This is a genomic window from Streptomyces sp. NPDC053493 (assembly GCF_044544825.1).
GTDB lineage: Bacteria > Actinomycetota > Actinomycetes > Streptomycetales > Streptomycetaceae > Streptomyces.
The window spans coordinates 607,495-628,828 of the sequence record NZ_JBITXS010000004.1 but is presented as its reverse complement, the minus strand read 5'-3'; the positions used below and the strand labels follow the sequence as shown (position 1 = coordinate 628,828).

At 73.7% G+C, this 21,334-nt stretch carries 19 protein-coding genes; 7 read left to right on the top strand and 12 right to left on the bottom strand.

From position 1 onward, the window contains the following. Window positions 1-641: 641 nt before the first annotated feature. Window positions 642-1,640, top strand: coding sequence for a tryptophan--tRNA ligase (trpS, locus tag ACIGO8_RS16250; protein WP_399730025.1), 999 nt, complete (start codon window positions 642-644; stop codon window positions 1,638-1,640). Here the strand turns inward: trpS and ACIGO8_RS16245 are convergent. Then, the gene (locus ACIGO8_RS16245) at window positions 1,607-2,596 is read right to left on the bottom strand and encodes a GlxA family transcriptional regulator (protein WP_399730022.1); all 990 of its coding nucleotides are present in this window, start codon (window positions 2,594-2,596) and stop codon (window positions 1,607-1,609) included. The two genes, trpS and ACIGO8_RS16245, sit on opposite strands and share 34 nt — an antisense overlap. 75 nt (window positions 2,597-2,671) lie before the next feature. Between ACIGO8_RS16245 and ACIGO8_RS16240 the strand changes: the two genes are divergently transcribed. Continuing rightward, complete coding sequence (locus ACIGO8_RS16240) at window positions 2,672-3,262, top strand: cysteine hydrolase family protein (RefSeq protein ID WP_399730019.1); 591 nt, start codon at window positions 2,672-2,674, stop codon at window positions 3,260-3,262. A 17-nt stretch (window positions 3,263-3,279) separates the two neighbouring features. Here ACIGO8_RS16240 and proC read toward each other — a convergent pair whose 3' ends face one another. The 5 genes from proC to ACIGO8_RS16215 all read right to left on the bottom strand — a co-directional run bounded on the left by proC (window position 3,280) and on the right by ACIGO8_RS16215 (window position 6,693). Then, on the bottom strand, window positions 3,280-4,089 hold the full coding sequence (gene proC / locus ACIGO8_RS16235) for a pyrroline-5-carboxylate reductase (protein WP_399730016.1): 810 nt from the start codon (window positions 4,087-4,089) through the stop codon (window positions 3,280-3,282). A 90-nt stretch (window positions 4,090-4,179) separates the two neighbouring features. Continuing rightward, window positions 4,180-4,917, bottom strand: coding sequence for an ABC transporter permease (locus ACIGO8_RS16230; protein ID WP_399730013.1), 738 nt, complete (start codon window positions 4,915-4,917; stop codon window positions 4,180-4,182). Further along, window positions 4,914-5,702, bottom strand: coding sequence for an ABC transporter ATP-binding protein (locus tag ACIGO8_RS16225; RefSeq protein WP_399730011.1), 789 nt, complete (start codon window positions 5,700-5,702; stop codon window positions 4,914-4,916). The genes ACIGO8_RS16230 and ACIGO8_RS16225 overlap by 4 nt, the downstream gene beginning before the upstream one ends. Window positions 5,703-5,802: 100 nt before the next feature. Further along, window positions 5,803-6,309 carry a hypothetical protein gene (locus tag ACIGO8_RS16220; protein WP_399730008.1) on the bottom strand — a complete coding sequence of 169 codons (507 nt, stop codon included), beginning with the start codon at window positions 6,307-6,309 and terminating at the stop codon, window positions 5,803-5,805. Between the two features lie 42 nt (window positions 6,310-6,351). Beyond that, window positions 6,352-6,693 (bottom strand): SH3 domain-containing protein, encoded by a 342-nt coding sequence (locus ACIGO8_RS16215; RefSeq protein WP_399730005.1) that lies wholly within the window; start codon window positions 6,691-6,693, stop codon window positions 6,352-6,354. 128 nt (window positions 6,694-6,821) lie between these two features. Here ACIGO8_RS16215 and ACIGO8_RS16210 point away from each other — a divergent pair, with 128 nt between their 5' ends. After that, complete coding sequence (locus tag ACIGO8_RS16210; protein ID WP_399730002.1) at window positions 6,822-9,080, top strand: protein kinase; 2,259 nt, start codon at window positions 6,822-6,824, stop codon at window positions 9,078-9,080. A 109-nt stretch (window positions 9,081-9,189) separates the two neighbouring features. Here ACIGO8_RS16210 and ilvD read toward each other — a convergent pair whose 3' ends face one another. The 4 genes from ilvD to ACIGO8_RS16190 all read right to left on the bottom strand — a co-directional run bounded on the left by ilvD (window position 9,190) and on the right by ACIGO8_RS16190 (window position 13,867). Continuing rightward, entirely contained in the window at window positions 9,190-11,043 is a 1,854-nt protein-coding gene (gene ilvD / locus ACIGO8_RS16205; RefSeq protein WP_399730000.1) for a dihydroxy-acid dehydratase, read from the bottom strand. Window positions 11,044-11,268: 225 nt separating this feature from the next. After that, the gene (locus tag ACIGO8_RS16200; RefSeq protein ID WP_399729997.1) at window positions 11,269-11,883 is read right to left on the bottom strand and encodes a TetR family transcriptional regulator; all 615 of its coding nucleotides are present in this window, start codon (window positions 11,881-11,883) and stop codon (window positions 11,269-11,271) included. Further along, window positions 11,880-12,704, bottom strand: coding sequence for a sugar phosphate isomerase/epimerase family protein (locus tag ACIGO8_RS16195; protein WP_399729994.1), 825 nt, complete (start codon window positions 12,702-12,704; stop codon window positions 11,880-11,882). Before ACIGO8_RS16195 ends, ACIGO8_RS16200 begins: the two co-directional genes overlap by 4 nt. Window positions 12,705-12,940: 236 nt before the next feature. Next, window positions 12,941-13,867, bottom strand: a complete 927-nt coding sequence (locus ACIGO8_RS16190; protein ID WP_399729991.1) for a Ppx/GppA family phosphatase — start codon at window positions 13,865-13,867, stop codon at window positions 12,941-12,943. A 130-nt stretch (window positions 13,868-13,997) separates the two neighbouring features. Between ACIGO8_RS16190 and ACIGO8_RS16185 the strand changes: the two genes are divergently transcribed. Continuing rightward, window positions 13,998-14,834: a hypothetical protein gene (locus ACIGO8_RS16185; RefSeq protein WP_399730128.1), complete on the top strand. Its 837-nt coding sequence runs from the start codon at window positions 13,998-14,000 to the stop codon at window positions 14,832-14,834. Between the two features lie 8 nt (window positions 14,835-14,842). On the opposite strand, the gene ACIGO8_RS16180 is transcribed toward ACIGO8_RS16185, so the two are convergent. Beyond that, complete coding sequence (locus ACIGO8_RS16180) at window positions 14,843-16,582, bottom strand: hypothetical protein (protein ID WP_399729988.1); 1,740 nt, start codon at window positions 16,580-16,582, stop codon at window positions 14,843-14,845. 162 nt (window positions 16,583-16,744) lie between these two features. On the opposite strand from ACIGO8_RS16180, the gene radA reads away from it, so the two are divergent. Then, window positions 16,745-18,148: a DNA repair protein RadA gene (gene radA / locus ACIGO8_RS16175; protein WP_399729986.1), complete on the top strand. Its 1,404-nt coding sequence runs from the start codon at window positions 16,745-16,747 to the stop codon at window positions 18,146-18,148. A 335-nt stretch (window positions 18,149-18,483) separates the two neighbouring features. Then, entirely contained in the window at window positions 18,484-19,542 is a 1,059-nt protein-coding gene (gene disA, locus ACIGO8_RS16170; protein WP_399730125.1) for a DNA integrity scanning diadenylate cyclase DisA, read from the top strand. Window positions 19,543-19,656: 114 nt separating this feature from the next. Here the strand turns inward: disA and ACIGO8_RS16165 are convergent, their stop codons facing one another. Continuing rightward, entirely contained in the window at window positions 19,657-20,475 is an 819-nt protein-coding gene (locus ACIGO8_RS16165; RefSeq protein WP_399729983.1) for a hypothetical protein, read from the bottom strand. 185 nt (window positions 20,476-20,660) lie between these two features. Here ACIGO8_RS16165 and ACIGO8_RS16160 point away from each other — a divergent pair, with 185 nt between their 5' ends. Next, the gene (locus ACIGO8_RS16160; RefSeq protein WP_399729980.1) at window positions 20,661-21,323 is read left to right on the top strand and encodes a phosphatase PAP2 family protein; all 663 of its coding nucleotides are present in this window, start codon (window positions 20,661-20,663) and stop codon (window positions 21,321-21,323) included. Window positions 21,324-21,334 lie beyond the last annotated feature (11 nt).

Here is a 21,334-nt window from a genome sequence, read left to right as displayed (position 1 = left end):
TGTACTCACCCTCGCGGGCTTTCCTCCGGGCGCTTCCTTCGTTTCCGACTCTATCAGATCTTTCCGATCCGATTTCCTCGGTGCTTTCCGGTCCCTTTCGCTTTCGCTCCGGGCCCTTCCGGCGGTTCCGACTCTATCAGATCCTTTCGGGCCTGATTCCCAGTCAGCGGGAGTTGTCTTCGCGGCTGTTGGGCCGTTCCGACGAGTGAGACTTTAGCGGATTCCTCGCCTCCGACGCTAATCGGGGGCTCACGGTCGAACTTCGAACGCGGATTCCTCATTTCGCAAAAACGCACGGAATGACAAGACGGCACGACGAATCGACACCGACTGGCGTTAGTGGTTCTTGCGGAATCGCTGTCCGGGGCCGACCGGAGTCGGTGCTCACGTCGGACAACTCGGAGAACACTACGGACGAGGCAATCCCGTGTCAACCCGGGGCCTGGGGCGTACCCTGTGCGTATGACGACGCGTGCGCACACCACCCAGTGGTGGGCCGCCTGACCGGCGGCCCGCACTCGCGCATGCAGAACAACGGCCGCCGCCTCGGCGGCCGTTCGCGTATCCCCCTCCGGGAGCCCGGCCGACGGGCCGGCGGTGCTTGAGCAGAGAGCACTCAGGAGAGAGGGAGAACGAACGCGATGAAGCGCATCTTCAGCGGGGGCAAGCCGACCGGGCATCTGACGCTGGGCAACTACCTCGGGGCCGTGCGGCGGTGGGTCGAGGTGGATCAGCACCGGGCGGACGCGCTGTTCAGCGTCGTGGATCTGCACGCGCTGACCGTGGAGCACGATCCGGCGCGGGTGCGGCGGCTGAGCCGGCAGGCGGCGACGTTGCTGCTGGCCGCCGGGCTGGATCCGGAGCGGTGCACGCTGTTCGTGCAGAGTCACGTGGACGAGCACGCGCGGCTGTCGTATCTGATGGAGTGCACGGCGACGGACGGCGAGATGCGCCGGATGATCCAGTACAAGGAGAAGAGCGCGCGGGCCCGGGTGTCCGGGCAGAGCGTGCGGCTGTCGCTCCTGACGTATCCGGCGCTGATGGCGGCGGACATCCTCGCGTACGCGACGGACGAGGTGCCGGTGGGTGAGGACCAGACGCAGCACGTGGAGCTGGCGCGGGATCTGGCGGTGCGGTTCAACCAGCGGTACGGGCATGTCTTCACCGTGCCGAGGGCGACGCACCCGGAGGTGGCCGCGCGGGTCATGGATCTGCAGGACCCGACGTCGAAGATGGGGAAGTCGCACGAGAACGGGGCCGGGATCGTCTATCTGCTGGACGACGCGGACACGGTGCGGCGGAAGGTGATGCGGGCCGTGACGGACAGCGGGCGTGAGGTCGTGTACGACCGGGAGGCCGGTCCGGGTGTGGCGAATCTGCTCGATCTGCTGGCGGCGGCGACGGGTGGGAACCCGATCGAGCTTGCCGGTGTATATGAGTCGTACGGGTCGTTGAAGAAGGACACGGCGGAGGCGGTGGTCGAGCTGCTGCGGCCGGTGCGGGAGCGGCATGCCGAGCTCGCGGCGGATCCGGGGCACGTGGACAAGGTGCTGCGGGAGGGTGCGGACCGGGCGCGGGGCATGGCGCGGCCGGTGGTGGACCGGGCCTACGAGGCGATCGGGCTGTTGCCGGCCGTGTGACGGAAGGCGTTGCGGTAGTCGCGCGGGCTGGTGGCGAGGTGCGAGGCGAAGTGCTGGCGCATGGTGACCTCGCTGCCGAAGCCCGCGCGGCGGGCCACTTCGGGGAGGGGGTGATCGGTGAGTTCGAGGAGTTTCTGGGCGGCGGCGACGCGCTGGGTGATGAGCCACTGGAGGGGGCTGGTGCCGGTGGTGGCCTGGAAGTGGCGGGCGAAGGAGCGCGGGGACATGCCGGCGTGGGCGGCGAGGCTCGCGACGGTGTGGGGCTGGTCGAGGTGGGCGAGCGCGTGGGCGCGGACGGCGGCGAGGGCGTCGGCGTCGCGGTCGGCGCGTGGGGTGGGGTGTTCGATGAACTGGGCCTGGGTGCCGGTGCGGAAGGGGGCGGTGACCATGGAGCGGGCGACGGTGGCGGCGGTCTCGGCGCCGTGGGCGGTGCGGACGAGGTGGAGGCAGAGGTCGATACCGGCGGCGGTGCCGGCTGAGGTCCAGATACCGGTGTCCTCGACGAAGAGTGCCTCGGGTTCGACCTTCACCTGGGGATAGCGGTCGGCGAGGGCGCCGGCGAGGTACCAGTGGGTGACGGCGCGGCGGCCGTCGAGGAGTCCGGCGCGGGCGAGGACGAAGGCGCCCGCGCAGAGGGAGGCGACGGGGATGCCGGCGGTGTGGGCGCGGCGCAGGGCTTCGAGGACGGGCTCGGGGAAGTCGGCGTCGTGGTTCTCGATGCCGGGGACGAGGACGAGGTCGGTGGGGGTGAGCTGGTCGAGCCAGTCGAGCGGGCGGTCGGGGGTGAGGCTGAGGCCGCCGCGGAGCGGGATGGGGGTGGCCGGGTCGGCGGCGGCGCGGCGGAGTTCGAAGGGTGGGACGCCGCGGGTGCGGCCGTCGCTGCCCCAGACCTCGGTGATCACGGAGATGTCGAAGGCGCGGATGCCGGGGAAGGCGACCAGGGCGATGCGCTGCATGGTTGGCAGTAAACCATCGGTCGCGGGCGTTTCTGCCTCTGGGGCGGGTGGGCGCGCGGCGGGAGGATCGTGGGCATGGAGATCAACGAGAACGCAGCGCTGGTGGTCGTCGATGTGCAGAAGGGCTTCGAGGAGGAGTTCTGGGGCCGTCGGAACAATCCGGAGGCCGAGGAGAACATCGCGGCTCTGATCGACCGGTGGCAGGAGACGGGGCGGCCGGTCGTGTTCGTCCGGCACGACTCGGTCGAGGGTTCGCGGTCGCCGCTGCGGACGGGATACGTGGGGAACGGGTTCAAGGACTTCGTCGAGGAGCGGCGAGGGAAGGGGGCGGGGCCGGAGCTGCTGGTCACGAAGCGGGTGAACTCGGCGTTCTACGGGGAGCCGGACCTGGACGCGTGGCTGAAGGGTTCCGGGATCGGGCAGATCGTGATCGTCGGGATCCAGACGAACATGTGCAACGAGACGACGGCGCGGATGGGCGGCAATCTCGGGTACGACGTGCTGTTCCCGCTGGACGCGATGCACACGTTCGATCTGGCCGGGCCGTTCGGCTGGACGCAGACGGCGGAGGAGCTGACCCGGGCGACGGCGGTGTCGCTGCACGGCGGGCGGTTCGCCCGGGTCGTGAGCACGCGGGAGGTGCTGGAGGGCGCGGCGGCGCGTTAGGCCGGACGCCTGTTGGCTCAGCCGTTGCCGGAGGCGAGTTCGCGGCTGCGGTCGCGGGCGGCTTCGAGGGCGGCGATGAGGGCGGCGCGGACGCCGTGGTTCTCCAGCTCGCGGATGGCGGAGATGGTGGTGCCGGCCGGGGAGGTGACGGCCTCGCGGAGCTTGACCGGGTGCTCGCCGCTGTCGCGGAGCATGACGGCGGCGCCAATGGCGGCCTGGACGATGAGGTCGTGGGCCTGGGCGCGGGGCAGGCCGAGGAGGATGCCAGCGTCGGTCATGGCCTCGACGAGGTAGTAGAAGTACGCCGGGCCGGAGCCGGAGAGGGCGGTGGCTGCGTCCTGCTGGGACTCGGGGACGCGGAGGGTCTTGCCGACGCCGCCGAAGATCTCCTCGGTGTGGGCGAGGTGCTCGGGGGTGGCGTGGCTGCCGCCGGAGATCACGGACATGCCCTCGTCGACGAGGACGGGAGTGTTGGGCATGACGCGGACGACGGGAGTGCCGGTGGTCAGGCGCTCCTCGATGAAGGAGGTGGGGATGCCGGCGGCGGCGCTGATGACGAGGCGGTCGGCGGTGACGTGCGGGGCGAGTTCGTCGAGGAGGCGGCCCATGTCCTGCGGCTTGACGGCGAGGATGAGGGTGTCGGCGCGCTTGGCGGCGTCGGCGTTGGTGACGGCCTCGACTCCGTAGCGGGCGCGGAGTTCCTCGGCGCGTTCGGCGCGGCGGGCGGTGACGAGGACGTGGGCGGGGCGCCAGCCGGCGCGGATCATGCCGCTGAGGAGCGCTTCACCGATCTTGCCGGTGCCGAGGACTGCGACGGTCTGGGTCATGGCTCTGTTCACCTCGCCGGAAGGGGCTCCACGTGCAGGGCCATCCTCGCACCGGGGCGGTGTGCGGTGCGTGGGGTGTCCGAGGGGCGGTCAGGCGGTGCGGCGGCGGAGGGTGGCGGCGCCGAGGGCGAGGACGAGGAGCGCGCAGCCGGCGACGACGAGGGTGTCGCGGACGAAGTCGCCGGTGAGGGTGTCGTGGTGGAGGACCTGGTTCATGCCGTCGACGGCGTAGGACATGGGCAGGGCGTCGGAGATCGCTTCGAGGGCGGGCGCCATGTGGTCGCGCGGGGTGAACAGGCCGCACAGCAGCAGCTGGGGAAAGATCACGGCCGGCATGAACTGGACGGCCTGGAATTCGGAGGCGGCGAAGGCGGAGACGAACAGGCCGAGGGCGGTGCCGAGGAGGGCGTCGAGCAGGGCGACGAGGAGGAGCGGCCAGGGTGAGCCGATGACGTCGAGGCCGAGGAACCACAGGGCGATGCCGGTGGCGAGGGCGGACTGGACGACGGCGAGGAGGCCGAAGGCGAGGGCGTAGCCGGCGATGAGGTCGCTTTTGCCGAGGGGCATGGCGAGGAGGCGTTCGAGGGTGCCGGAGGTGCGTTCGCGCAGGGTGGCGATGGAGGTCACCAGGAACATCGTGATGAGCGGGAAGATGCCGAGCAGGGAGGCGCCGATGTTGTCGAAGACCTGCGGGTTGCCGTCGAAGACGTAGCGGAGCAGGACGAGCATCAGGCAGGGCACGAGGAGCATCAGGGCGATCGAGCGCGGGTCGTGGCGGAGCTGGCGCAGGACGCGGGCGGCGGTGGCGAGGGTGCGGGCCGGGTTCATGGGCGGGACTCCTGGCGGTGGTGCGCGGCCTCGGCGCGGGCCTTGGCGGCGTCGACGAGGTGGAGGAAGGCGTCTTCGACGGTGGCGGTGTCGTTGCGGCGGCGGAGGGCCTCGGGTGTGTCCTCGGCGAGGAGTTCGCCCTCGCGCAGCAGGAGCAGGCGGTGGCAGCGCTCGGCCTCGTCCATGACGTGGGAGGAGACGAGGAGGGTGGTGCCGCGGTCGGCGGCGATGTGGTGGAAGAGGTTCCACAGGTCGCGGCGGAGGACCGGGTCGAGGCCGACGGTCGGTTCGTCGAGGACCAGGAGGTCGGGCGTGCCGAGGAGGGCGACGGCGAGGGAGACCCGGCTGCGCTGGCCGCCGGAGAGCCGGCCGGCGAGGGCGCCGGCGTGGGAGGTGAGGTCGACGTCGGAGAGGGCCCGGTCGACGGCGGTGCGGCGTTCGTCGCGGTGGGCGCGGCCGGGCAGGAGGACGGCGGCGAAGTAGTCGAGGTTCTGCCGGACGGTGAGGTCGTCGTAGACGGAGGGCGCCTGGGTGACGTAGCCGATGCGGGAGCGCAGGGCGGGGTCGCCGGCGGGGCGGCCGAGGACGTCGAGGCGGCCGGCGACCTTGGCCTGGGTGCCGACGACGGCGCGCATGAGGGTGGTCTTGCCGCAGCCGGAGGGGCCGAGGAGGCCGGTGATGCGGCCGCGAGGGACGGTGAAGTCGAGGCCGCGGAGCACCGGGCGGTCGCCGCGGACGACGGTGAGGTCCGACGCGACGATCGCCCCACCGGTTTTATTCATCATGTGATGAATAATGGGTGGAGGGGTGCCGGACGTCAAGAACCCCGGACGCGACGACGTCCGGGGTTCTTGACGGGAACTCGGGGAGCGGCTGGGGCTGCGGCTACGGGCGCCTGGGCTTCTTGCGGGCGGAGGGATTGCCCGTACGGGCCGAGCGGCGCTTCTCGTACCGGACGAGGGCCTCCTCGTACTCCGTGCGCAGGAGCTTCTCGCCGGGCGCCTCGGTGAAGGAGCGCAGGAAGTAGGCGAGGAGCGAGCCGATGAAGCCGATGGCCTTCAGGCTGCGCAGCGAGTCCTCGCGGGCCTGGTCGGCGGGGCGGCGCGTGAACCCCTCCCAGGTCTTGCGGAAGGCGATCGCGCTGCAGACCGCGAACATCACGACTACCAGCACGTTCACGAAGCCGCCGATGTCCGCGATCTCCAGGCCCTCGTAGGCGAAGCGCAGCACGAAGCAGCCCGCGACGGCGGCGAGGAGCGAGCCGGCGGCCACGCCGGCCCGGCGCAGCCCGTAGGTGCCGCCGTGGTCCAGCCACGTCGTGCCGAAGAAGCGGAGTTCCTCGGGCCGCGGGCCGGCGGGAGTGCCGGTCTTGCTCTGCTCTGCGTCGCTCACGGGACCGATTATCCCGCGATGCCGCGAACGGCGGCGAAGGCCTCAGGAGCAGCGCGGGGCGACGTAGCCGTCGCGTCCGGTGTTCACGTACGCGTCCGAGACGAACTCGCCGTCGGCGATGTTGTCCCAGAGGTTGGTGGTGCCGTACGGGCCGCTGACCCACTCGCCCGGCGTCTGGCAGTAGATCGCCACCGTCGCGCCGGCCGCGAGGGTCCGCACGATGCGGTACTTGGTGCCCGGGCCGGAGCGGACGTTCACGCGGTAGCCCGGCGCGACCGGGTAGCGGGTGACCGAGGTCAGGGCCTGGACGGCGGGTCCGGTGGCTTCGGCGGCTTGGGCGGGTCCGGTGGCTTCGGCGGTGTGCGACGACTCGTCAATGGACATGAGAACTCTCCCCCGTTCGGACGACGCGCGCAGGCTACCAAGCCATGTCCGGATTCGATGCGCCATGGCATAGGCTCCGTGCGTCGTGCGCGCGCACGAACACACGGGGAATCACACGGGGTGGGGCAATGCCACCGTTGCGCAGCACCGGCGCCGGACGGGGCGCCGAAGAGGCCGGAGAGCCGAAGTACGCGGGCGAGTACCGGCTCGGGGCCGTCCTCGGGGCCGGCGGGATGGGCGTCGTCCATCTGGCCCGCTCCGCCTCCGGACTGCGGCTCGCCGTCAAGATCGTCCACGAGAGCTACGCCTCGGACCCGGAGTTCCGGGCCCGCTTCCGGCAGGAGGTGGCGGCCGCACGGCGGGTGAGCGGCGCGTTCACGGCGCCGGTCGTCGACGCCGACCCGGACGCGCCCCGGCCCTGGATGGCCACGCTGTACGTGCCCGGGCCGACGCTCTCCGAGCAGGTCAAGCGCAACGGCCCGCTCTCGCCCGCGGAGCTGCGCCGGCTGACGGCCGGACTGGCCGAGGCGCTGCGCGACATCCACCGCGCCGGCGTGGTGCACCGGGACCTCAAGCCGGGCAACGTCCTGCTCACCGACACCGGGCCGAAGGTCATCGACTTCGGCATCTCCCGGCCGGCCGACAGCGACCTGCACACGGAGACGGGCAAGCTGATCGGCTCGCCGCCGTTCATGGCGCCCGAGCAGTTCCAGCGGCCCCGGGAGGTCGGGCCCGCGGCCGACGTGTTCGCGCTCGGCTCGGTGCTCGTGCACGCGGCGACCGGAACGGGCCCGTTCGACTCCGACAGCCCGTACATCGTGGCGTACCAGGTGGTCCACGACGAGCCGAACCTGACCGGCGTGCCGGAGGAGCTGGCGCCGCTCGTCGCCCGCTGCCTGGCCAAGGAACCGGCGGACCGCCCGACACCGGACGAGATCATGGCGGCGCTGCTGCCGCCCTCCTACGAGGCGGCCGCCTTCATACCGGCGCAGCGCCGGTCCCCGAGCACCACGGCCGCCGCGCCGGCCCAGGGCGCCGACGGCGCGGCGCGGGACACCGACACCCGTGCGCTCGGGACCGCGCCCGTCTCCTCCGCCCGGACCTCGCGTGCCCGGCGGCGCCGGCTGCCGTTCGTGGCGGCGGCCGTCGCCGCCGCGCTCACCGCCGGCGGTGTCCTGGCCGTGCTGCAGTCCGGCGACCGGAGCGAGGAGCACGCGCAGCGCACGGCAGCGGAGCGGTCGCTCGCGACCTGGCGGACCGCGCTGCCCGCCGGTGGCGGCGACGCGACACCGGCCTGCACCGCCGCCGGTGGCGCGGTGTTCTGCTCCGCGCGCGGCGCCACCGCCCTCGCGCGGATCGACGCCGAGACCGGCACGGTGACCTGGTCGCGGCCGCCGGCCCCGGGCGAGGACGCCCTCGCCGCTCCCGTGTTCGCCGGCGGGCGGCTCGGGACGCTCAACGGCGACCGCTGGACGACCTTCGCCGCGCAGAGCGGCGAGCCCGGCTGGAGCACGGATCTGACCGGGCACTTCGCCGACGCGCGCCCGGCCGGCGACGTCCTGCTCCTCGGCTCCTCCTCCGGCGCGGTGACCGCCCTCGACGGCGCGACCGGCCGACAGCTCTGGCGGCACCCGCTGCACGGGCACACCGCGCCCCGCTTCGGCCCGTACGACCCGGCGACCGGCCTGGTCCACGTCTTCGAGGAGACGGCCGACGGGCGGCACACCCTGGTCAGCTCGGTGCGCGCGACGAGCGGTGAGGTCGTCCACCAGCGCAGGCTCTCCGGCCGGCTCGTCCCGGGCGCGACCGGCCCGGGCGCCACGGGCTCGGGCGCCACCGGGTCGGGCGCCAAGGGTCCGGGCGTCGCCACGGGCTCGGGCGCCAAGGGTCCGGGCGGGACGCTGTTCCTGATGGTCCAGGGGCACGAGGGCCTGACCGACGCGGTCGTCCGTTACGACGTGGCGCGCGGGACCACGAAGCGGGTGGCGCTGCCGTTCCGGTTCGGCGAGCCGAGGATCGCGGCGCGCGGCGACGTGGTCTACGTACTCGACCGCACGGGTGCGCTCGTCGCGGTGGACACGGCGGACTCGGCGGACCCGGCCCGCCAGGGAGTGTCGTGGGACCTGGACACGGCGGCCGGGCGGGTCTCGCCGCCCGTGGTCGGCGACGACGGGCACCTGTACTTCTCCGCGGCGGACGGCCGTCTGCTCGCCGTCGACACCGCACGCGGCGTCCTGCTCGGCCAGACGGAGCCCCGCCTGCACGGCGGCCGGCTCGGCTACGCGGCCGCCGTTCCGGCGCCGCTCGTCGTCGGCGCGCGGATCGTCGGCACGGCGCCGGACGGCTCGGTCTTCGCCGTGGACGGCCGGGATCCGGCCGGCTGGTGAGCCGCGGGCGGCCGGGCGGACACGGCCCAGGGCCATGAGCACACGCGACGGCGGGGCGGAATCCTCCCGCCCCGCCGTCGCGCTCTTACAGCCCTACGGCCTCCCGGCCTCAGCCCAGCTTGGTGACGTCGCGCACCGCGCCCTTGTCGGCGCTCGTCGCCATCGCCGCGTACGCCCGCAGCGCCGCCGAGACCTTGCGCTCGCGGTTCTTCGGGGCGTAGACGCCGCCCAGGGCCTCGCGGCGGGCGGCCAGGGTGGCCTCGTCGACCAGGAGCTCGATCGCCCGGCTCGGGATGTCGATGCGGATGCGGTCGCCGTCCTCGACCAGGGCGATGGTGCCGCCCGAGGCCGCCTCCGGAGAGGCGTGGCCGATGGAGAGGCCCGAGGTGCCGCCGGAGAAGCGGCCGTCGGTCACCAGGGCGCAGGTCCTGCCCAGGCCCCGGCCCTTGAGGAAGGAGGTCGGGTAGAGCATCTCCTGCATGCCGGGGCCGCCCTTGGGGCCCTCGTAGCGGATGACGACCACGTCGCCGTCCTTGACCTGCTTGTTGAGGATCTTCTCGACGGCCTCCTCCTGCGAGTCGCAGACGACCGCCGGGCCCTCGAAGGTCCAGATCGACTCGTCGACACCGGCCGTCTTCACGACGCAGCCGTCGACGGCGATGTTGCCGCGGAGCACGGCGAGGCCGCCGTCCTTGGAGTAGGCGTGGGCGCCGTCGCGGATGCAGCCGCCCTCGGCGTCCGTGTCGAGGGTGTCCCAGCGCTCGGACTGGGAGAAGGCCTCGGCCGAGCGGACGCAGCCGGGCGCCGCGTGCCACAGCTCGACGGCCTCCTCGGACGGCGAGCCGCCGCGGACGTCCCAGTTCTTCAGCCAGTCCCCGAGGGAGGGGCTGTGGACGGCGTGGACGTCCTCGTTGAGCAGGCCCGCGCGGTGCAGCTCGCCGAGGATAGCGGGGATGCCGCCGGCCCGGTGCACGTCCTCCATGTAGTACGTGCCGCGCGGGGCGACGTTCGGGGCGACCTTGGCCAGGCACGGGACGCGGCGCGAGACGGCGTCCATGTCGGTCAGGCCGTAGTCCAGCTCGGCCTCCTGGGCGGCGGCGAGCAGGTGCAGGATCGTGTTCGTGGAGCCGCCCATGGCGATGTCGAGGGCCATGGCGTTCTCGAACGCGGCGCGGGTGGCGATGCTCCGCGGCAGGACGGAGGCGTCGTCCTCGTCGTAGTAGCGACGGGTGAGGTCGACGACCGTGCGGGCGGCGTTCTCGTACAGCGCGCGGCGGGCGGTGTGGGTGGCGAGGGTGGTGCCGTTGCCGGGCAGGGAGAGGCCGATGGCCTCGGTCAGGCAGTTCATCGAGTTGGCGGTGAACATGCCGGAACAGGACCCGCAGGTCGGACAGGCGTTCTCCTCGATGCGGAGGATGTCCTCGTCGGAGACCTTGTCGTTGACGGCCTCGGAGATCGCGTCGACCAGGTCGAGGGTGCGGACGGTGCCGTCGACGAGGGTGGCGCGGCCGGACTCCATCGGGCCGCCGGAGACGAAGACCGTCGGGATGTTGAGGCGCAGGGCGGCCATCAGCATGCCGGGCGTGATCTTGTCGCAGTTGGAGATGCAGATCAGGGCGTCGGCGCAGTGCGCCTCGACCATGTACTCCACGCTGTCGGCGATCAGGTCGCGGGAGGGCAGGCTGTAGAGCATGCCACCGTGGCCCATGGCGATGCCGTCGTCGACGGCGATCGTGTTGAACTCGCGGGCGATGCCGCCGGCGGCCGTGATGGCCTCGGAGACGATCCGGCCCACCGGCTGGAGGTGGGTGTGGCCGGGCACGAACTCGGTGAAGGAGTTCGCCACCGCGATGATGGGCTTCCGTCCGATGTCCGCGCCCGGTACACCGGAGGCGCGCATAAGGGCGCGGGCGCCCGCCATGTTGCGGCCGTGGGTGACTGTGCGGGACCTCAGCTGGGGCATCGTCGCTCGCTCCTCGTGATGGGTGTGTCTGAAGTCGAGCGTACGCTTCGGCTCCAAGATCTGGACGCGTTGTCCGTATGGCGGACGCGCCGTTCAGCTTTCGGTCAGGCGGCCGTGCGGCCTGCGGACCCGGCGCGGAAGGCGGCGGGACCGGCGGGACCGGCGCGGAACCGGTGCCGGCTCAGGGCCGGCTCACGGCCGGCTCACGGCCGGCTCACGGCCGGCTCACGGCTGGGTCAGATAGCGCTGGAGGGTCGGCGACACCTGGGCGACGATCTCCTCCGGGTCCGCCGAGGCCAGCGGCTCCACCTGGATCACGTAGCGCAGGATCGCGATCCCGATCATGTGCGAGGCCGCCAGCTCGGCGCGGAGCTTCGGCTCCGGTACGTCCAGCTCGGCGGCGATCCGCTCCAGGAGCCGCCGCAGCACGAAGGCCCGCAGCACCTTGGCCGCCGCCTCGTGGGTGAGCGCGGACCGGACGACCGCGAGCAGCGGGGCGCGGGTCGCCGGGTTCTCCCACACGGAGATGAAGAAGCGGGCCAGGCGCTCGCCGATGGCCTCCCGCGGGCCGCCCACGATCAGCGGGACCGCGTTCGCCGGCTCGAAGGAGACCTCGATCGCCGCGGCGAAGATCTCGTCCTTCGTCCCGAAGTAGTGGTGCACGAGCGCCGGGTCGACGCCGGCGGCCTTGGCGATGCCGCGTACGGACGTCTTGTCGTAGCCGCGCTCGGCGAACTGCCCCCGCGCCGCCTCCAGGATCCGCTCGCGCGCGCCCGGTCCGCCGTCCTGCGTCGCCGTACGGGAGGGGCGGCCGCGCCGCCGGGGCGTCTCGTCGCTCACGCGTGCGTGCCCCGCGCGGCGGCGGCCAGGTGGAGCCGGGTGAAGGCGAGGGCCTCGGCGAGGTCGGCCTCGCGTTCGGCTGAGGACATGGCCCGGCGGGTGTTGACCTCGATGACGACGTGGCCGTCGTAGCCGTTGCGGGCCAGGCGCTCCAGAAGTTCGGCGCAGGGCTGGTTGCCCCGGCCCGGCACCAGGTGCTCGTCCTTGGCGGAGCCGCGCCCGTCGGCGAGGTGGACGTGGCCGAGGCGGTCGCCCATGCGGTCGACCATGGCGAGGGTGTCGGTGCGGGCGGTCGCGGTGTGCGAGAGGTCCAGCGTGAAGTGCCGGTAGTCGTCCTTGGTGACGTCCCACTCGGGCGCGTACGCGAGCATCTCGCGGTCCTTGTACCGCCACGGGTACATGTTCTCGACGGCGAAGCGGACGTCGGTCTCGTCGGCCATCCGCCAGATGCCGGTCACGAAGTCCCGCGCGTACTGGCGCTGCCAGCGGAACGGCGGGTGCACGACGACGGTCGAGGCGCCCAGCTTCTCGGCCGCCGCCTGCGCGCGCTGGAGCTTGACCCACGGGTCGGTGGACCAGACGCGCTGGGTGATCAGGAGGCAGGGGGCGTGGACGGCGAGGATCGGCACCTGGTGGTAGTCGGAGAGCCGGCGCAGGGCCTCGATGTCCTGGCTGACCGGGTCGGTCCACACCATGATCTCGACGCCGTCGTAACCGAGGCGCGCGGCGACCTCGAAGGCCGTCGCCGTCGACTCCGGATAGACCGAGGCCGTCGACAGCGCGACCTTCGCATCCGGGATGCGCACCGCTGGTTCTGCCACGGAGACAGCGTACGGGGCGGGCCGCGGGCCCGGGGCGTGGTTCCGGTCACCCCGGCCGCGACCGGCGAGGACCTGCCCGGCCCGGCCGGGCGCACCCGGAGCGCCCGAACCGCCGAACCGCGCCCGCACCGCGCCGCCCGCTCGCCGCGACCGCACCGCCCGCCCGCTTCGCCCAGACCGCGACCGCACCGCCCAGACCGCGACCGCACCGCCGGCCCGCGTCGTACGACCGGCGCCTACACCAGGTGGTCCAGGCGGCGCAGGATCACGCCCTCGCGCAGGGCCCAGGGGCAGATCTCCAGCTCCTCGACGCCGAAGAGGTCCATCGCGCCCTCGGCGACCAGCGCGCCGGCGAGCAGCTGGGCGGCGCGGCCCTCGGAGACGCCGGGCAGCGTGGCCCGGTCGGAGGCGGTCATCTCGGCCAGCCGCGGCACCCACTCCTCCAGCGACTTGCGGGACAGGTGCCGCGGCACGTAGAGGCCGAAGCCCGAGCCGGGTGCGCCGGCGATGCGGGCCAGCTGCTTGAACGTCTTGGACGTGGCCACCACGTGGTCGGGCCGGCCGAAGCGGCTGAACTCGCCGACCGTACGGGCGATCTGCGCCCGCACATGGCGGCGCAGCGACTTCACGTCGCTCATCTCCGGCGGGTCGCCCGGCAGCCAGCCGGTGGTGAGCCGGCCCGCGCCGAGCGGCAGGGAGACGGCCGCGTCGGGCTCCTCGTCGATGCCGAAGGCGATCTCGAGGGAGCCGCCGCCGATGTCCAGGAGGAACAGCTTGCCCGCCGACCAGCCGAACCAGCGCCGGGCGGCCAGGAAGGTGAGCCGGGCCTCCTCCGAGCCGGTGAGGACCTGCAGGGCGATGCCGGTCTCCTCGTACACCCGGGCGAGGACCGCGTCGGCGTTGCTGGCCTCGCGCACCGCCGAGGTCGCGAACGGCAGCACCTCCTCGCAGCCCTTGTCCTCGGCGGCGGTGAGCGCGTCGCGGACCGTGGCGACGAGGCGCTCTATCCCCGCCTCGGCGATCGCCCCGCGCTCGTCGAGGAGCTCGGCCAGCCGCAGCTCGGCCTTGTGGGAATGGGCGGGCAGCGGCCGGGCGCCGGGGTGGGCGTCCACCACCAGCAGGTGCACCGTGTTCGAACCGACGTCGAGGACTCCGAGTCTCATGGCGGAAACGCTACTGCGCGCGCCGCATACGCTTGGTGTTGTGCCAAAGACGAAAAAGGCGAAGCCGGGCAAAGGCAAGGCCGGCGAGAGCGCCACGAAGACGGCCAGGGCCGCACACGCCGCCAAGGCGGTGAAGGCCGTCAAGGCCGGGAAGAAGCGGGCCGAGGGCGAGGAGCCCGACGAGAAGGGCCTGGACTTCCCGCGCGCCTGGGTGGAGTTCGCCGACCCGGACGACGAGGAGCAGGTCTACCGCTGCGACCTGACCTGGCTCACCTCGCGCTGGACCTGCATCTTCGGCAACGGCTGCCAGGGCATCCAGGAGGGCCGGGCGGACGACGGCTGCTGCACGCTCGGCGCGCACTTCTCCGACGAGGACGACGAGAAGCGGGTCGCCGAGCACGTGGCGCGGCTGACGCCGGAGCTGTGGCAGTTCCACGACGTCGGTACGGAGACGGGCTGGGTGCAGGTCGACGAGGACGGCGACCGGCAGACCCGCCGCTGGCAGGGCTCCTGCATCTTCCAGAACCGCCCCGGCTTCGCGGGCGGCGCGGGCTGCTCGCTGCACATCCTGGCCATGCAGGAGGGCCGGGAGCCGCTGGAGACCAAGCCGGACGTGTGCTGGCAGCTGCCGGTGCGGCGCACCTATGACTGGGTCGAGCGCCCGGACGACACCAAGGTCCTCCAGGTGTCGATCGGCGAGTACGACCGGCGCGGCTGGGGCCCGGGCGGCCACGACCTGCACTGGTACTGCACGACCGCGAGCTCGGCGCACGTCGGCAAGGAGCCGGTGTACGTCTCGTACCGGCCGGAGCTCGTCGAGATGATGGGCGAGGCGGCGTACGAGGTGCTGGCCGGCCTGTGCGAGGCGCGGCTCGCGGCGCAGCTGCCGCTGGTCGCGCCGCATCCGGCGGACCCGGTCGAGCCGGCCGGCCCGGCGGACCGGGGCCCGACCGGCCCGGCCTCGTAACTCCTGCCTTACGGGGACGAGGGCGCCGGTTCGCCGCTCGGGGAGCCGGTCGTCGAGGAGTCGGTGGGCGCCGGCGTGGGCTCGGTGGTCGGGTCCGTCGTCGGCTCGCCGGTCGGCGGCGGGGTCGTCGGCCCGGTCGTGTCCGGCGGAGTGGTCGGCGGTTCGCTGGTGGGCGGCGGAGTCGTCGGCTCCGTCGTCGACGGCGGTGTGGTGGGCCGCGTGGTGGTGGGCGGCGGCGCCCCGTGGCCGTCGATCCGCACCACCGCGCCCGAGGGATTGACGCCGACCCGGGCGCTCCAGGCGCCGGCCGGCTGGTGGGAGCGGTCGACGAAGATCCGGACCGTGACCGACTCGCCGGGGCGCAGGGTGCCGGAGGCCTGGCTCACGTACAGCCAGGGCGCGTCGGACCAGAGCGACCAGGCGGCCGGCGAGCCGCCCTCGTTGGTGAGGGTGAGCAGGGTCGTCGCGCCGCTGCCGCGCGCGGTGACGGTGATCCGGGCGGGCGCGGGCTGTCCCGGCAGGGCCGGGGCGGCGGGCGCGCCGGGGCTGATCACCTCGACCGCGACGTCCGGGGAGCGGCTGCCGCGGGTGAACCGGGGATCGGGTGTGGTGCGGGCGTTGCCCGCGTTCTCGTAGCGCCCGCCCGGGCGGCCGTCCGTGGCGCCCCGCGAGCCGCCGGGCCCGTCCGCCTCCCGCGCGCTGATCCGGGCGCCGTCCTGGCCCTCTTGGGCGACCGGCGTGCCGCGGTACGAGGTCCACAGTGCGAGGACCGGGGCGGCGACGACCGCAGCGACCACCGTGGTGGTCACCGCGCGGGCCCGCATCCGGTCGCGGCGGGCCGCGTGGTCCTTGGGGTCGAGCGGGAAGCCGGTGGGGCCGAAGCGCGGGGCGGCGGCGCGGGCGCGCGGGACGTGCAGCATCGCCACGTACGCGGCGGCGCGCGGCGCCTCGACGACGGGCAGCCGGCCGGCGACGAGCCCGGCGGCGAAGCCCGCGCCGGCCGGGCCGGACGCGGTCGCGGAGCCCGGCCAGGGCCCGGCGGCGCCGGCGCGTTCGGCGACGCGGCGGCAGCGCGGGCAGTCGTCGACGTGCCGGACCAGCTCGGCGCGCAGCGCGGCGGAGAGCAGCACCTCGTGGTCGCCGGTGAGCCGGGCGACGGTGGGACAGTCGCCGGTCTCGACGACGGCGAGCGCGGCGCGGGTGCGCTCGACCTCGCAGCCCGCGGTGGCGAGCAGCTCGCGGGCGGCGATCGGGTCGAGGGACAGCACGGCGGCGACCTCGCGGTGGCCGAGGCCGTGGCGTACGGCGAGTTCCAGGGCCTCGCGCTGCTCGGGCGTGGTGCCGGCGGCCTCGGGCCAGGCGAGCGCGGCGAGCTCGGCCCGGCGCCGCTCGGCGACCTCGGGCGCGAGGCGGGGCGGCTCGGGCGCGGTGACGACCGGGCGTCCGGAGTGGGCGCCCTGCCGCTTGCGGCGCTGCTCGCCCAGGCTGCGCAGACAGGCCCAGCGGGCCAGCGCGTAGAGCCAGGCGCGGCGGCCGGTCCCGTCGGCGGGACAGCGGGCGTGGTGGCGCTCGGCGACGGCCAGGACGTCGCCGAGGACGGCGGTGGCCGTGTCGTGGTCGCAGAGCACCGAGAGGCAATAGGTGAACAGCCCGTCCAGGTACTCCTCGTACCGGGCGGGAGGCCGCCGGCCCAGGGTGCGGGGGCCGCCGTCGCTTCTCGTGGGGTGGTCCAGGCTGCTGCTCGTCACTGGGCGACCGTAGGGGGGCGCGAGGGGCGTCTTCGCACCGCTTGCACACTTTTAATCCATACGGGTGAAACCATCGCCCGAAAGGGGACACGAATCCGGTCCTCCGCCCGGTTCCGCCTCGGGCGGGCCGGGCTGTCAGTGGCGGCCGATACGGTGTCGCCCATGGCTGCTCGTACCAAAACCGCCAAGGACCGGCCGTCCTACCGCTGCACCGAGTGCGGCTGGCAGACCGCCAAGTGGCTCGGCCGCTGCCCCGAGTGCCAGGCCTGGGGCACGGTCGAGGAGTACGGTGCGCCCGCCGTGCGGACCACGGCGGCCGGGCGGGTGTCGACGGCCGCGCTGCCGATCGGCCAGGTCGACGGCCGGCAGGCGACCGCCCGCACCACCGGCGTCGACGAGCTGGACCGGGTCCTCGGCGGCGGGCTCGTGCCCGGGGCGGTGGTGCTGCTCGCCGGCGAGCCCGGCGTCGGCAAGTCCACGCTGCTGCTCGACGTGGCCGCCAAGGCCGCCAGCGACGAGCACCGCACGCTGTACGTGACGGGCGAGGAGTCCGCCAGCCAGGTCCGGCTGCGCGCCGACCGGATCGACGCGCTCAGCGAGCACCTCTATCTGGCGGCCGAGACCGACCTGTCCGCCGTCCTCGGCCATCTGGACGCGGTGAAGCCCTCGCTGCTGATCCTGGACTCGGTGCAGACCGTCGCCTCGCCCGAGATCGACGGCGCGCCCGGCGGCATGGCCCAGGTCCGCGAGGTGGCCGGCGCGCTGATCCGCGCCTCCAAGGAGCGGGGCATGTCGACGCTGCTCGTCGGCCACGTCACCAAGGACGGCGCCATCGCCGGGCCCCGGCTCCTGGAGCACCTGGTCGACGTGGTGCTGCACTTCGAGGGCGACCGGCACGCCCGGCTCCGGCTGGTCCGCGGTGTGAAGAACAGGTACGGGGCGACGGACGAGGTCGGCTGCTTCGAGCTGCACGACGAGGGCATCACCGGGCTCGCCGACCCGTCGGGCCTGTTCCTGACCCGCCGCGACACGGCCGTGCCCGGCACCTGTCTGACCGTGACGCTGGAAGGCCGCCGGCCGCTGGTGGCCGAGGTGCAGGCGCTGACGGTGGACTCGCAGATCCCGTCGCCGCGCCGCACCACCTCCGGGCTCGAGACCTCCCGGGTCTCGATGATGCTGGCCGTCCTGGAGCAGCGCGGCCGGATCAGCGCGCTCGGCAAGCGCGACATCTACAGCGCGACGGTGGGCGGCGTGAAGCTGTCCGAGCCGGCCGCCGACCTGGCGATCGCGCTCGCGCTCGCCTCCGCCGCCAGCGACACCCCGCTGCCGAAGAACCTGGTCGCGATCGGCGAGGTGGGCCTGGCGGGCGAGGTCCGCCGGGTGACGGGCGTCCAGCGCCGCCTCGCCGAGGCGCACCGGCTGGGCTTCACGCACGCGCTGGTCCCGTCCGACCCGGGCAAGGTGCCGCCGGGCATGAAGGTCACCGAGGTCGCGGACATGGGCGACGCCCTGCGGGTCCTGCCGCGCAGCCGCCGCGCCCGCGCGCCCCAGGAGCAGGAGGGCTAGCGCGCACGGCGGCGAGGGCCGGGCGGCCCCGGCGGCCGGGCGGCGGCGAGCGCCGTACCGCGGCGGGGCACGGCGCCGCGGCGGCCCGGCGGTGGGTACGGCCCGGCGGCCTGGCGGCGGCGCGACGGGGCACGGCGGCGGGCACGACGCCTTGGCGGGGCCCGGCGGTGGGTACGGCCCGGCGATAGGTACGGCGATGGATACGGGGCGGTGCTCGCCGTGGCTTGCGGCGCGCGGCGGAGGGCGGCGGGGCGGTGTCGCTAGACTTTGCCCTGGTCTCGCCCATCCGTACGAGCCGGAGGAGTGCAGTGGCAGCCAAGGACAACGAGGCACTGATGCGTGCGTCGCTCAGCGCCGTCGCCCCCGGCACCGCGCTCCGCGACGGGCTCGAACGCATCCTCCGCGGCAACACCGGCGGTCTGATCGTGCTCGGCATGGACAAGACCGTCGAGTCGATGTGCACCGGCGGCTTCGTCCTGGACGTCGAGTTCACCGCCACCCGGCTGCGCGAGCTGTGCAAGCTCGACGGGGCGCTCATCCTCGACAAGGACATCACCAAGATCCTGCGGGCCGGCGTGCAGCTGGTGCCCGACGCGTCCATCCCGACCGAGGAGACCGGCACCCGGCACCGTACGGCCGACCGGGTGTCCAAGCAGTGCGGCTTCCCGGTGGTGTCCGTCTCCCAGTCGATGCGCCTGATCGCCCTGTACGTCAACGGCGAGCGCCGCGTCCTGGAGGAGTCGGCGGCGATCCTGTCCCGCGCCAACCAGGCCCTCGCGACCCTGGAACGCTACAAGCTGCGGCTCGACGAGGTGGCCGGCACGCTCTCCGCCCTGGAGATCGAGGACCTGGTGACCGTCCGGGACGTGACGGCCGTCGCCCAGCGTCTGGAGATGGTGCGCCGGATCGCCACCGAGATCGCCGAGTACGTGGTCGAGCTCGGCACCGACGGCCGGCTGCTCTCGCTCCAGCTGGACGAGCTGATCGCGGGCGTGGAGCCGGAGCGCGAGCTGGTCGTCCGCGACTACGTGCCGGAGCCCACGGCCAAGCGGTCCCGCACGGTCGCCGAGGCGCTCACCGAGCTGGACGCGCTGACCCACGCCGAGCTCCTCGAACTGCCGATAGTGGCCCGGGCCCTCGGCTACAGCGGCTCGCCCGAGACCCTGGACTCGGCGGTCTCGCCGCGCGGCTACCGTCTCCTCGCCAAGGTGCCCCGGCTGCCCGGCGCGATCATCGAGCGGCTCGTGGAGCACTTCGGCGGCCTGCAGAAGCTGCTCGCGGCGAGCGTGGACGACCTCCAGACCGTCGACGGCGTCGGCGAGGCCCGCGCACGCAGCGTCCGCGAGGGCCTCTCCCGCCTCGCGGAGTCCTCGATCCTGGAGCGCTACGTCTAGGACCGCCCGAAGACGCGGCTGACGCACGGGCCCGGGCCGACGTGCCCGGCGTGCGGCCGCGCGTCGCGCGCGGCCCCGTGCCGCGGCTCCGTACCGCGGCTCCGGGCCGAGGCCTCAGTCCTTGTCCAGGCGGAAGGCGACCGGCGACACCGACATGCCCGGCACCGACGCCTCCGCCAGGTAGCTGCCCGGGCCGGCCGTGCCGGGTGGGGCGGTCGCGCACTGCGGGGCGCTGCGGTGGCGGTCCCACTCCACGGTGTGGGTGATGGCCGACCTCGCCGGGATCTTCAGGAGCAGCGGGCCGGTGCGCGGGCAGTCCTTGGAGGACCACAGCACGCCCTTGGCGTCACGGATCGTCAACACCGCGGTCCTCGGGCCGAGATCGGTCTTGCAGTCGACGGCCGAGGTGTTGGTGAGGACCAGCTGGAAGCGGGGCTTGGCGCCCGGCTCGTAGGCGACCTCGGTGCTGCGGAAGGTCAACTTCAGTTCGGCGGGTGCGCAGTTCGGCAGCGGGGAGCCGGCCGGGACCTGCTGTCCGGCGACCGTGCCCGCGCCGCCGTCGCCGCCCGCGCCGTCCGTGTCGCCGTTCTTGCCGCCGGCCGAGGCCCCGGCGTCGGTGCCCGCGCCCGCGTCCGTACCGCCGTCGCCGGCGCCCGTGCCGTCGCCGCCCTCGGTGTCGCCGGAGCCCGACTCGTCGCGGCCACCGGGCTGTTGGCTGATCGCGGGACCGGACCCGGACGGGCCGGGCGTGATCGAGGGCGCGGGAGAGGAGCCGTTGGCGGAGTCGTTCGTCTTCTTCTGGTCACCGCCGCCGGAGGTGACGGCCCACACGGCGAGCACCGCGAGCAGGGCGATCAGGCACAGCGCCACGGCCCTCCGACGCCAGTAGATGGAGGAGGGAAGCGGCCCGACCGGATTGCGCAGAGATCCCACGCCACGAACCTTACGAGAGATCGGGCCCAACTCCCGCCCCCCATGCCGCTCCAGGCGTCAAGTTTTGCCGATGATCACATCCGTCGGTTCCGGGAACTTCCGCCCCACCCCCTACTTCGGTCGGGGTCGGCTGTCGTCCTTCGGCCGGGGCGGAGCACTCCGGACGCCGGTTAACGTCGTTGACCATGGACAACCTGCCTCACCTCTCCGACGGCCTTTACCTCGACATCGCGGAGTTCGCCCACTCCACCCCGCACTGGTTCCAGAAACTCGCGGAGGTGTGGACCGAGCTCGGGCTGCTGCTCTTCGGGGTGCTGTTCGTGGCGGGCTGGTGGCGCACGCGCCGGGGCTCCTCCGACGCGATGGCGCTCGCGCTGCTCGCCCCGCTCGCGACGGCCTTCGGTTACGTGGTGAGCGAGGGCCTGAAGTCGCTGATCGACGAGGAGCGGCCGTGCCGGGCGGTGGCCGGGGCGCCCGTGTCGCTCGTCACGTGCCCGCCGCACGGCGACTGGTCCTTCCCCAGCAACCACTCGGCCATCGCCGGGGCCGCCGCCGTCGCGCTCGCCCTGTCGTGGCGCGGCCTCGGGTGGCTGACCGCCCCGATGGCGCTGCTCATGGCCTTCTCGCGGGTCTTCGTCGGCGTCCACTACCCGCACGACGTGACGGTCGGCCTGCTGGCCGGCGGCGCGGTCGCGTTCCTCGTCGTCAAGGCGGGCAGGCGTCCGGTTCGCTCGCTGGTGGACACCGCCCGGTCGAGCGGGAACGGCGCGGTGGTGTGGTGCGTGGGGCGCGGGGTGCGCTCGCGCGCCTCCGCGCGCCCCGAGGGCGTGCGCCACGGCGCGTACTGATCGTCTCGGGA

Excerpts from the sequence above, each read along its gene's own strand:
- trpS (WP_399730025.1), top strand. The coding sequence starts at position 642 with ATGAAGCGCATCTTCAGCGGGGGCAAGCCGACCGGGCATCTGACGCTG.
- ACIGO8_RS16245 (WP_399730022.1), bottom strand. The coding sequence starts at position 2,596 with ATGCAGCGCATCGCCCTGGTCGCCTTCCCCGGCATCCGCGCCTTCGAC.
- ACIGO8_RS16240 (WP_399730019.1), top strand. The coding sequence starts at position 2,672 with ATGGAGATCAACGAGAACGCAGCGCTGGTGGTCGTCGATGTGCAGAAG.
- proC (WP_399730016.1), bottom strand. The coding sequence starts at position 4,089 with ATGACCCAGACCGTCGCAGTCCTCGGCACCGGCAAGATCGGTGAAGCG.
- ACIGO8_RS16230 (WP_399730013.1), bottom strand. The coding sequence starts at position 4,917 with ATGAACCCGGCCCGCACCCTCGCCACCGCCGCCCGCGTCCTGCGCCAG.
- ACIGO8_RS16225 (WP_399730011.1), bottom strand. The coding sequence starts at position 5,702 with ATGATGAATAAAACCGGTGGGGCGATCGTCGCGTCGGACCTCACCGTC.
- ACIGO8_RS16215 (WP_399730005.1), bottom strand. The coding sequence starts at position 6,693 with ATGTCCATTGACGAGTCGTCGCACACCGCCGAAGCCACCGGACCCGCC.
- ACIGO8_RS16210 (WP_399730002.1), top strand. The coding sequence starts at position 6,822 with ATGCCACCGTTGCGCAGCACCGGCGCCGGACGGGGCGCCGAAGAGGCC.
- ilvD (WP_399730000.1), bottom strand. The coding sequence starts at position 11,043 with ATGCCCCAGCTGAGGTCCCGCACAGTCACCCACGGCCGCAACATGGCG.
- ACIGO8_RS16190 (WP_399729991.1), bottom strand. The coding sequence starts at position 13,867 with ATGAGACTCGGAGTCCTCGACGTCGGTTCGAACACGGTGCACCTGCTG.
- radA (WP_399729986.1), top strand. The coding sequence starts at position 16,745 with ATGGCTGCTCGTACCAAAACCGCCAAGGACCGGCCGTCCTACCGCTGC.
- disA (WP_399730125.1), top strand. The coding sequence starts at position 18,484 with ATGCGTGCGTCGCTCAGCGCCGTCGCCCCCGGCACCGCGCTCCGCGAC.
- ACIGO8_RS16160 (WP_399729980.1), top strand. The coding sequence starts at position 20,661 with ATGGACAACCTGCCTCACCTCTCCGACGGCCTTTACCTCGACATCGCG.